Here is a 10,157-nt window from a genome sequence, read left to right on the forward strand (position 1 = left end):
ATCACACGCAAGCCAGGCTCTCCGCGTTCTTCCTTTGCACCGACTCGGGGATAGGCACGGTAGCCCTTAACGACAGGCAGCCCTGCTCGAACATGATCAGCTGGCCTGCCTCGAATCGCGTCCAGACTTCGTTATCGGTTAATGGCTTGGTGGCGATAACCGACACGCAATCGCCCTGACGGTTGGTTTGCGAGAAATCCACCGTCATATCGGCATCGATTAAATGCGCCTTGTTAAAAGGCCATTCCCGCACGATGTAATGCAGATTGGTCGAGCAATGTGCAAATTGCGAACGCCCGTTGGAAAGCAGGTAATTGAATACGCCGTGAACCGTGATTTCGTGCGTAAGCTCTTCGATTGCCTGGAATAGTTCGGGTGTCGGTGGTTCGATATTGCCAAAGCGCTGGCGCAAGCCCTGCATAATGTGGCAAAACGCGGTTTCGCTATCGGTCGTGCCGACCGCCTGATATTGGCCATTAAGCGCCGGCTGGTAATCCAGCAAGTCGCCGTTATGCGCGAAAATCCAATGCCGCCCCCACAATTCACGCATGAAGGGATGGCAGTTTTCCAGCGCGGTGGTCCCTTGTGTTGCCTTGCGGATATGGGCAATGACATTCTTGGACTTGATCGGATAGTTTTTGATCAGCTCGGCCACAGGCGATTTGCACGATGGCTGATTATCAATGAACACCCGGCACGCTTTGCTTTCAAAAAAAGCCACGCCAAAGCCGTCGGCATGATGATCCGTGTGTCCGCCGCGCGCCGCGAATCCCGTGAAAGAAAAAGTGATATCGGTAGGTGTAGCGCAGTTCATGCCCAGCAGCTGACACATGGTAATTATTCTTTGAAGTGAAAATCTGCGGCCTGGATACGCGTACACGCCCGTGCACGTATTGCGTAGATTGGCCTTAATTCTAGTACGGGAATTGATAAAAATTAAGTTTCTTAAGCGCCTTGCATACACGCCGCCAAGGACGATGCATTTTCGCAACGAAAAATCAATATTCCGAGGATTTTCCGGTCACGGCAACCCCGAAACGCAGCATCAGATAGGCGCAAGCGTCTATCCACCGCCCAATGACACCGCGTCGCTGCAGGGCTTCCTCTGTCACGCGCTGGGCATCATTTTGCATTTCAGCCTCAAGCGCCGCCTTCAATTCATCGGCGAAACCCGTGTCTTGCACGAACACATTTGCCTCGCGCGCCAGCAACAGGCTGAATGGATCGAGATTGGATGAGCCCACCATGGCGCAATTGTCGATGACGGCCACTTTGGCATGCAGGTAGCTGGCCATGTATTCGTAAATTTCAATGCCATCGTCCAGCAGCTTGCAATACATGTATCGGCTAGCTCGATATTGCATCGGGTATTCCGCACGCCCCTGCAATAGCAACCGGACCCGCACACCGCGACGGGCTGCGCCTTCCAGCGCCTTGCGCAACCGGCGACCAGGAAAAAAATAGGCATTGGCGATCAGGATATCGCTCTTGGCATCGACCAATGTCGCCAGATATACGTCCTCGATAGTTTGCCGAAAGCGAACGTTATCGCGCAACAGGAAGGCAGCTCGCCGCCCAGGATTGAACGCTTGCGTTACCACTTTGCGGCGGGCGCCGCGCCATTGCGCCCAGCTTGTGAGCCTGCGGTAAAAGGCGGCCCAGTCGTCACGCCTTCGCCATGCCATGCGCAGCCATAGCGCCCGCTGAGACCGCGCCACATCGTCCACGATAGGCCCTTGCAAACGCACGGCGAAATCGAACCGGGGACGCAAACCTCGTCCATCGTCAGGCACATCCACAAAGTCGTCAAGAATATTGATACCGCCCACGAATGCAATGCTTTCGTCGATGACGCAGACTTTACGGTGCAGGCGACGCAAGCGACGCAGATCGAACTTGACGTGGCGCAAGCCTGTGGGCTCGGGGCGATAGATACGGTACTGCGCGCCCATGGCCCCCAGTCTTGCGCTGATTTCAAGCGCATGCTGGTGACTGCCATAACCATCGATAACTACACGTACTTTCACGCCCCGGTTGCAAGCCTGCTGCAAATGCTCAAGCACCGACAGGCCCGTGTCGTCCAGGTTGAATATATAGGTTTCCAGGTGGACTTGGTGCGTAGCTGCGTCAATCGCAGCACACAGCGCCGGGAAGAACGCCTCGCCATTTTGCAGGAGATCGATCCGGTTGCCCTCGCGCCACTGCAAGCGCAGTGCTTTACCCGCCATGCACTTTTCCCGTCTAAAACACGCCCGCAGGCAGGCCCATAAGACCAAAAATGGCCCGGCTTAATGCGGAGGCCGGGTCACACAAAGACATAAGGATATTGAAATGATTGGCGCCCTGCACTTCCAACGCCTGCACAGGGAAACCGCGCTTGCCCCAGGCCTTGGCATAGTCCTGGCTTTGACGCTTGAACTCATCCGTTTCAAACTGCCCCCACGCAGACAAGATGGGGCAGCCGCGTTCAGGCAGATGAAATTGCGGGCTCAGGGCAATCGCCGACTCCATATCCAGCCTGGCCCATTCATTGATATGCGTGGACAACAGCGGCCTTAAGTCGAACAGACCACTGATAGGGCTGGCGCTATGTATAACGTTATCGGGAAGATCGAAAGCATCGTGCCAACCTCGCGCCAACAACATACCTGCCAGGTGTCCGCCAGCAGAACTGCCGCTGACATGGATACGCGCTGGATCACCGTTGTAGCCATGGATATGGCGATGCACCCACGCCAATGCGCTGCGGCATTGATCGACGATGGCCTGCAGGCCGGCGCCTGGCGCCAGCGAATAGTTCACGGCCACGACGGTGGCGCCCGCCGCATGGAAGGCCGGCGCCATGAACGACGAATCGTCTTTGGACAAGGCCTTCCAGTAACCACCATGGATAAACAGATATACCGGAGCTGCGGCCGAGGCAGCGGGAAAAATATCCAGCGTTTCATCGGGTGATGCACCATAAGGCACCGACAGCTTGCCCCGTACTTGCTGGCGCGCACGCGCGCTGTAGTCGGCGTAGTCCTTCAAGAAAGGCAGACAATCGGGCACCGAGGCGCGCGCGTTATATTGGCGATCGAGTTCTACCGGCCCATAACCCATTGGGTTGCTATCGGGCAAGCAGGTGCCGGTATTCACGGCAGCTCAAGCTCGGCGATCAGCGGCGCATGGTCGGAAAGTTGCCTCCAGGGGGAACCATGCAAAACCCGTGCGCGGCGCACAGCAAATCCCCGCTGGTAGATGCGATCCAGGCGCAGCCAGGGAAAGGCGGCCGGAAAGGTGCGTGGCGGCGGCGTCAGGCGCGCGGCCCCATTAATACCAAGTTCGTGCACCTTTTGCGCCAATGGCAAGGGCTTGGGGAACGGCCGCAAGCTGTTGCGGAAACGCTCGACCGAAGTACGCAGCTTGCCCAGATCACCATTCTGGGGCGCGATGGCAAACACTTCGTACAAGCCCAACTGCTTTACAAACAAGGGCGCCAGGCGGTTATTCCAGTCGTTGAAATCACCCGCGACCAGCAATGGCTCGTCTTCGGGCACCAGGCGCTTAATGCGCTCGAGCAGCGCAGCGACCTGGCGGGATCGGCCGCCTGCGAACAAGCCCAAATGCACAACCAGACAATGCACTGGCGTACTGTCGATGTCGACCACGGCATGCAGCAGCCCGCGCTGCTCCATCTTGTGGTCGGAAATATCCTGGTTCTCGTGCTTCAAGATGGGATAACGCGACAACAAGGCATTCCCGTGGTCTGTACGTTCGTGTATGGCATTACAGCCATAGGCGGTTTGCATGCATAAGGCGGCACCCAGCGATTCATGCTGTGCATCGAGGCTGACATGCTGCTGGTTGCGACCTTGGACTTCCTGCAGGAACAACAAATCGGGGCGCAGGTTGTATAAGCCGAGCCGCAAGTCTGCCAACGATTCGCGGCTGCCCGTTGCGGACCGGCCCTTATGAATGTTGTAGCTTACAACCCGGATTACCGACACTAGACTCCCCTTTTATTGCGCAGGCTTGACCTCGGTGTTGCGCAAACGAATGTGCAATTCGCGCAATTGCTTCTCGTCGACGGGCGACGGTGCTTGCGTCAGCAGGCACTGGGCGCGTTGCGTCTTGGGGAAAGCGATGACGTCGCGTATGGACTCTGCGCCGGCCATCATGGTAACCAACCGGTCAAGGCCGAATGCTACGCCGCCATGCGGTGGCGCACCGTACTGCAAGGCATCGAGCAGGAAGCCGAACTTTTCGTTTGCTTCTTCAGCGCCGATATTCAAGGCACGGAACACTTTGCTTTGCACGTCGGCGCGGTGAATACGCACCGACCCGCCACCAATTTCCCAGCCGTTCAAGACGATATCATACGCTTTCGCAAAGGCCTTGCTAGGATCGGTTTCGAGATAGTCCTCGTGACCGTCCTTGGGACTGGTAAAGGGGTGGTGAGCCGCAAAGTAACGGCCTTCTTCTTCGTCGTATTCGAACATGGGGAAGTCGACCACCCACAATGGCTGCCAGCCAGCTTCGAACAAGCCATTCTGCTTGCCGAATTCGCTATGGCCAATTTTGACGCGCAGGGCGCCAATCGCATCGTTGACAACCTTGGTTTTGTCGGCGCCAAAGAAGATCAAGTCGCCGCTTTGCGCACCGGTGCGCTCGATAAGCTGGACAAGCGCGTCAGCGTTGATGTTCTTGACGATAGGCGACTGCAAGCCTTCAGGAATCGCCGCGGCGTCGTTGACCTTGATGTAGGCCAGGCCCTTGGCGCCATAAATGGCGACGAACTTGGTGTAGGCGTCGATTTCACTGCGCGGCATGCTGGCCCCGCCCGGTACGCGCAAGGCAACCACACGGCTAGCCGGATCATTGGCAGGCGCCGAAAACACTTTGAAATCCACGTCGCGCATCAGGTCGCCGACATCGACGAATTCAAGTTTGACGCGCAAATCAGGCTTGTCGGAACCATAACGGCGCATGGCGTCGATCCATGTCATGGTCGGGAACACGGCAGGAAGTTCGACTTTTTGTACGCTGGCAAACACGTGGCGCATCATGCCTTCAAAAATCTCGCGGATCTGCTCTTCGTTCAGGAACGATGTTTCGCAATCGATCTGGGTAAATTCAGGCTGGCGATCGGCGCGCAAGTCTTCGTCGCGGAAGCATTTGGTAATTTGATAATAGCGATCAAAACCCGCCACCATCAGCATTTGCTTGAACAATTGGGGCGACTGCGGCAAGGCGAAAAACTCGCCGGCATTGACCCGCGACGGCACCAGGTAGTCACGAGCGCCTTCCGGCGTGCTCTTGGTGAGCATAGGCGTTTCAATATCGATGAAACCCAGGTTGTCCAGATACTTGCGAACTTCGATCGACACGCGATAGCGAAGCATAAGATTTCGCTGCATTTGCGGGCGGCGCAAATCGAGCACGCGGTGAGTCAGGCGTGTGGTTTCCGACAAATTATCGTCGTCAAGCTGGAAAGGCGGCGTTACCGATGCATTCAGGATTTCGATTTCGCGGCACAGGATTTCAATTTCGCCTGATGCCAGCTCTGAGTTGCTGGTGCCCTCGGGGCGCGAGCGCACCAAGCCGGTAATCCGTACGCAGAATTCATTGCGGATGCGCTCGGCAGTGTTGAATGCGTCGACGTTGTCGGGATCCACAACGACCTGTGCCAGTCCGGCACGATCGCGCAAATCGATAAAAATCACACCGCCGTGGTCGCGGCGACGATGTACCCAGCCAAACAAAGTGACTGTCTGGCCCAGGTGGTTTTTATTAACCTCGCCGGTGTAGCAAGTACGCATCAAGGATTACTCCGTATAGAAAATTCTTAAACTGAAGGTCAAGGCTGTTTTTCGCCTGGCTCGCGCGCATGCTCGACAGTGTCGATAGCGCAGGCGGCATCGATCGACAACGCCGCTTCGAGGCCGGTTTCGGCGGTCTTGACAGAAACAGGCGCAACAACGCCCATGGAAACAATGTACTTAAGCGCCGCATCAACGCTCATGTCGAGCACATGCACGTCTTGACGCGGCATCATCAAAAAAAAGCCGGAAGTCGGATTGGGCGTCGTCGGCACATACACGCTGACGTAGTCGCCGCCAAGCTTGTCGGCGACTTCGCCGCTGGGAACACCTGTAAGAAACGCGATAGTCCAGGAGCCCTGTCGCGGATACTGCACCAACACGGCCTCGCGAAACGCCTGGCCGCTTGAGGACAACACCGTATCGCTGACCTGCTTGACCGAATTATAAATGGAGCGCACCAGCGGAATGCGCCCCAGCAGTTGCTCCCAGCGTTCCACCATGGCGCGGCCGATGAAGTTAGCGCCCAGCAGCCCGGTGAGCAACACCACCGCCACCACCAATACGACCTGAAAGCCGGGAATGCGATACCCGAACAAAGATTGCGACGACAAGAATGTCGGCACAAAGCTTTCAAGTGTGCTGATTAGTAAAGCGATTACCCAGATCGTAATGACCAATGGGATCCAGATCAGCAACCCGGTAATAAAGTATCGTTTAAAAAAACGCATTCGGTCTGTATATGGCCCGGTCAGGAAGACGCCGTCGGGGAAGCAGCCGGAGCGCTTGCCGGTGTAGAACTGGCGGTGCTGCTGGTCGTACTGCCAGTCGACGCGGTACTGGTCGACGGGGCGGCGCTAGGCGCTGCGGCACCGGTCGATGCTGGCGCACCGCCATTATTGCGAAAGTCAGTTACATACCAGCCCGAGCCCTTAAGCTGAAAGCCTGCGGCGGTAACCTGCTTTGTGTAAGTACTGTGACCGCATTCCGGGCAAACCGTAAGTAGCGGATCGGACATTTTTTGCAAGACGTCCTGCGCATGTCCGCAGTCGCTGCATTTGTAAGCATAAATAGGCACGACAAAATCCCAAGAAAGTTTTGTCAAAGAAAAAACCCGCTTGCAGCCGCCCCGCCGTGCGGGGAACGGGGAGGCGCGGCAAAGCACCAAAACCCGCTAATTTTAGCCGGTTTTGGCGGTAGCCACCCGCGCAAGGCCTAAAACGTCTTTGGCAGCATAAACATGCCCGCGGCCACCAGTGTAGGCAGCGTCGCCGCCACCAGCAGCTTCAGGGGAGAAATGGCGCCATCGGGGAAAGTCCCCTTCAAGATGGAGAAGCCTGCCGGATTAGGCGCATTGGCAATAACTGTGAGCCCCCCGCCCGTTACCGCCCCCGCAACAAGCATGTAGCGCCAGGCCTCGCTGGTGCCTTCGACCAAGGAACCCAGATAGGTCAACGCCGCGTTGTCGGTAACCGCCGTCAGCGCCGTCGCCCCCCAGTACAAGACCACCGGGGATAGGCCGGCCAGCAATTCCTGCAGCCACCATTTCTGCAAGCCGCCCAATACTACCAGGCCGGCCAGGAAGAAACCCACCATCAAGCCTTCCCGGATCAAAAGCGGATTTTGATGACGCTGGTAAGCATGCGCGTATCCGATGAAAAGCATCAGAAAGCCCAAGAAAACAATGGGATGGTGCGCCGACAACACCACACCGACCAGGAACACAGTATGAATGGCGATGACGATAAAGGGTACCGGCGCGCGGGCCGCTGCGTCCGTATCCGGATTGCGCCCTATGGTGCCGTCCAGCAGATGCTTACGACATACAAAGGTGAGCACGCCGGCGTTTATCACTACCGCCGCAGCGGCCCGCCAGCCAAAGTGGGTGGCCATGTAAAGGGTGTCCCAGCCGAAGGTCTGAGCTACCATCAACACGGGGGGTGCCGCATATGCGGTCAACACGCCCCCTATGGAGACATTGACGAATAGCACACCCAGCGTCATGTATTTGAAGCCCGCCTGGCCCGGCTGGCGAAAATAGGCATCGCGCAACAGCAAGGCGGCCAGCGTCATGGCGGCAGGCTCTGTAATGAATGATCCCGCCAGCGGTACGAAGGCCATCGTCACAAAGAACATGGCCAACTCATTGCGGATGGGAAGTACCTTGGCCAGCATGCGCACTATGGCATTGACCAGTTCAAGTATGGGGCGGCTAGCCGCCACGACCATGATCACGAATACAAACGCCGGCTCGGTAAAGTTGCGCGTGTCGATATAGTTGACGGTATCGCCCACACCCGACACCAATGCCATGAAGACCAGCAGCACGCAGGCCCAAACGCCGAAGACCGCCTCGACCTCCGACAACAGGTGCCACAAGCCAGCATGGGGCCCGCCGCGATTGGCCAAGCGAGCGAAAACTGGTACTGAAAACGTATGAATGACGGCTATCGCGAACAACGCGGTAGCCAGATATTCCAGAAAACTAGGCATGCCCCAACCTTTTTTAGATCTCAAATCACAAGCGCGAATTGTCGCATGATCCTACAACCGATACTATTTGTTCGCTTGCGCAAGAATGAACGTCGCCCCTTGTTGGGCGATCATGATGGAAGGGGAATTGGTATTGCCCGACGTAATGTTAGGCATGATGGAGGCGTCGATAACACGCAGCCCTTCGATGCCATACACCCGCAACTGCGGGTCTACCACCGCCATCGCATCGACACCCATTTTGCAGGTGCCCACGGGATGGAAAATGGTGGTGCCGATATCGCCAGCCGCGCGTTCAAGATCGGCTTGGGTATCCACTTGCGAGCCCGGCTTGTATTCCTGCGGACTGTATTGCGCCAGGGCCGGCTGGGCCATGATTTTGCGCGTCAACCTGATGCTGTCGGCGGCTACCTGCCTGTCTTCGGCGGTTTGCAGATAATTGCATAAGATCGCCGGCGGCTTGCTGGCATCGGGCGAAGTAATGTTGACGTGGCCACGACTGGTAGGACGCAAATTGCAGACCGACGCGGTAATGGCTGGAAAATTGTGCAAGTCGTCGCCAAATTTTTCCAGCGACAAAGGCTGCACATGGTATTCCAGATTGGCCCGGGTCTGGTCGGGACCGGAACGTGCAAACGCCCCCAATTGCGATGGTGCCATAGCCAGCGGACCGCGCTTCTGAAGCGCATATTGTGCGCCCATCAAGGCCTTGCCCCACAAGGAGCCCACCATGGTGTTCAAGGTCTTGGCGCCTTGCACTTTGTAGATCAGACGCAATTGCAAGTGATCCTGCAGGTTTTGCCCTACGCCGGGCAGATCATGCACGACGGGAATGCCCAAAGACTGCAAAAGCGCCCCCGGCCCCACCCCTGACACTTGCAGCAACTGCGCAGAACCTATGGAACCTGCCGATAAAATGACTTCGGCCTTGGCCTTGGCAAACTTCTTATGGCCCTCGTGCATAAATCGCACGCCGTCGGCCTTTCGGCCAGCAAAAACGATGCGCTCGGCTTGTGCGCCGGTAAGGACAGTCAGGTTGGGGCGGTGTGCGACAGGCTGCAGAAAGGCTTTGGCCGATGTCCAACGCACGCCGCGCCGCTGATTCACCTCGAAATAAGCGCAGCCTTCGTTGTCACCCTGATTGAAGTCGTCAATAGCGGGAATATCAGCCTGTTGGGCCGCCTGACGGAAAGCGTCCAGAATCTTCCACGACAGGCGCTGGCGCTCTACCCGCCATTCGCCCGAACCGCCATGGAACTGGCTTTCGCCCGCATGGTGGTCTTCGAACTGTTTGAACACTGGTAAAACATCGTCCCAAGCCCAGCCAGCGTTGCCTTGCGCAGCCCAATTATCGTAGTCGGCAGCCTGGCCGCGCATATAGATCATGCCGTTGATGGCTGACGACCCGCCCAGGACACGCCCTCGAGGATAGCCCAGGCTGCGGTTATTGATACCCGGATCAGGTTCGGTGCGATAACACCAATCGGTGCGTGGATTGCCGATGCAGTACAGATAACCGACCGGAATGTGGATCCAGCGCCAATTATCGCGGCCGCCCGCTTCAAGCAGCAATACTTTATGAGCAGGGTTGGCAGAAAGCCGATTGGCCAGCAGGCAGCCCGCTGAACCAGCACCTACGATGACGTAGTCGAACTCGAGCTGAGGCTGCGACGATGTTTCGTCCACCATGTTGTCTCCGGATAAGGTTTTATTATTTTTCTATTCTAGCGGTTTGGGAGAGCATGCGCCTAAGACAGGCTTGGGGTTATCGGCAGGGTTTTTCGTTCTTGATGGCAGGCGTGGGGGGTGTGTGATTTTTCGTTCTTGAGAAAGGCGGGTGTGTCAGGGGCTGTTTCGGCTTCA

The 10,157-nt window shown here is 57.0% G+C and carries 9 protein-coding genes; all 9 read right to left on the reverse strand.

The features are described 5' to 3' along the window. Position 1: 1 nt before the first annotated feature. The gene (locus tag ABWO67_RS16965; protein WP_353153730.1) at positions 2 to 832 is read right to left on the reverse strand and encodes a class II glutamine amidotransferase; all 831 of its coding nucleotides are present in this window, start codon (positions 830 to 832) and stop codon (positions 2 to 4) included. A 166-nt stretch (positions 833 to 998) separates the two neighbouring features. Then, positions 999 to 2,228, reverse strand: coding sequence for a cardiolipin synthase ClsB (gene clsB, locus ABWO67_RS16970; protein WP_353153733.1), 1,230 nt, complete (start codon positions 2,226 to 2,228; stop codon positions 999 to 1,001). Positions 2,229 to 2,241: 13 nt separating this feature from the next. Further along, positions 2,242 to 3,102, reverse strand: a complete 861-nt coding sequence (locus ABWO67_RS16975; RefSeq protein WP_353153748.1) for an alpha/beta hydrolase — start codon at positions 3,100 to 3,102, stop codon at positions 2,242 to 2,244. Positions 3,103 to 3,134: 32 nt separating this feature from the next. Further along, positions 3,135 to 3,989: an endonuclease/exonuclease/phosphatase family protein gene (locus ABWO67_RS16980; RefSeq protein ID WP_353153736.1), complete on the reverse strand. Its 855-nt coding sequence runs from the start codon at positions 3,987 to 3,989 to the stop codon at positions 3,135 to 3,137. A 12-nt stretch (positions 3,990 to 4,001) separates the two neighbouring features. Next, positions 4,002 to 5,801, reverse strand: a complete 1,800-nt coding sequence (gene aspS / locus ABWO67_RS16985; protein WP_353153751.1) for an aspartate--tRNA ligase — start codon at positions 5,799 to 5,801, stop codon at positions 4,002 to 4,004. Between the two features lie 38 nt (positions 5,802 to 5,839). Then, complete coding sequence (locus ABWO67_RS16990; RefSeq protein ID WP_353153739.1) at positions 5,840 to 6,532, reverse strand: DUF502 domain-containing protein; 693 nt, start codon at positions 6,530 to 6,532, stop codon at positions 5,840 to 5,842. 20 nt (positions 6,533 to 6,552) lie between these two features. Continuing rightward, on the reverse strand, positions 6,553 to 6,879 hold the full coding sequence (locus tag ABWO67_RS16995) for an FmdB family zinc ribbon protein (RefSeq protein ID WP_353153754.1): 327 nt from the start codon (positions 6,877 to 6,879) through the stop codon (positions 6,553 to 6,555). A gap of 137 nt (positions 6,880 to 7,016) precedes the next feature. After that, positions 7,017 to 8,294 carry a putative Na+/H+ antiporter gene (locus ABWO67_RS17000; RefSeq protein ID WP_353153742.1) on the reverse strand — a complete coding sequence of 426 codons (1,278 nt, stop codon included), beginning with the start codon at positions 8,292 to 8,294 and terminating at the stop codon, positions 7,017 to 7,019. 63 nt (positions 8,295 to 8,357) lie between these two features. Further along, a complete protein-coding gene (locus tag ABWO67_RS17005) occupies positions 8,358 to 9,983 on the reverse strand; it encodes a GMC family oxidoreductase (RefSeq protein ID WP_353153745.1) in 1,626 nt (541 codons plus the stop codon). Between the last annotated feature and the right edge of the window lie 174 nt (positions 9,984 to 10,157).

The sequence above is a fragment of the Pollutimonas bauzanensis genome (assembly GCF_040393045.1).
GTDB lineage: Bacteria > Pseudomonadota > Gammaproteobacteria > Burkholderiales > Burkholderiaceae_B > Pollutimonas > Pollutimonas bauzanensis_A.

Bases quoted from the DNA above. Each gene is read 5' to 3' on its own strand.
- ABWO67_RS16965 (WP_353153730.1), bottom strand. From the start codon at position 832: ATGTGTCAGCTGCTGGGCATGAACTGCGCTACACCTACCGATATCACT.
- clsB (WP_353153733.1), bottom strand. From the start codon at position 2,228: ATGGCGGGTAAAGCACTGCGCTTGCAGTGGCGCGAGGGCAACCGGATC.
- ABWO67_RS16975 (WP_353153748.1), bottom strand. From the start codon at position 3,102: ATGGGTTATGGGCCGGTAGAACTCGATCGCCAATATAACGCGCGCGCC.
- aspS (WP_353153751.1), bottom strand. From the start codon at position 5,801: ATGCGTACTTGCTACACCGGCGAGGTTAATAAAAACCACCTGGGCCAG.
- ABWO67_RS16990 (WP_353153739.1), bottom strand. From the start codon at position 6,532: ATGCGTTTTTTTAAACGATACTTTATTACCGGGTTGCTGATCTGGATC.
- ABWO67_RS17000 (WP_353153742.1), bottom strand. From the start codon at position 8,294: ATGCCTAGTTTTCTGGAATATCTGGCTACCGCGTTGTTCGCGATAGCC.
- ABWO67_RS17005 (WP_353153745.1), bottom strand. From the start codon at position 9,983: ATGGTGGACGAAACATCGTCGCAGCCTCAGCTCGAGTTCGACTACGTC.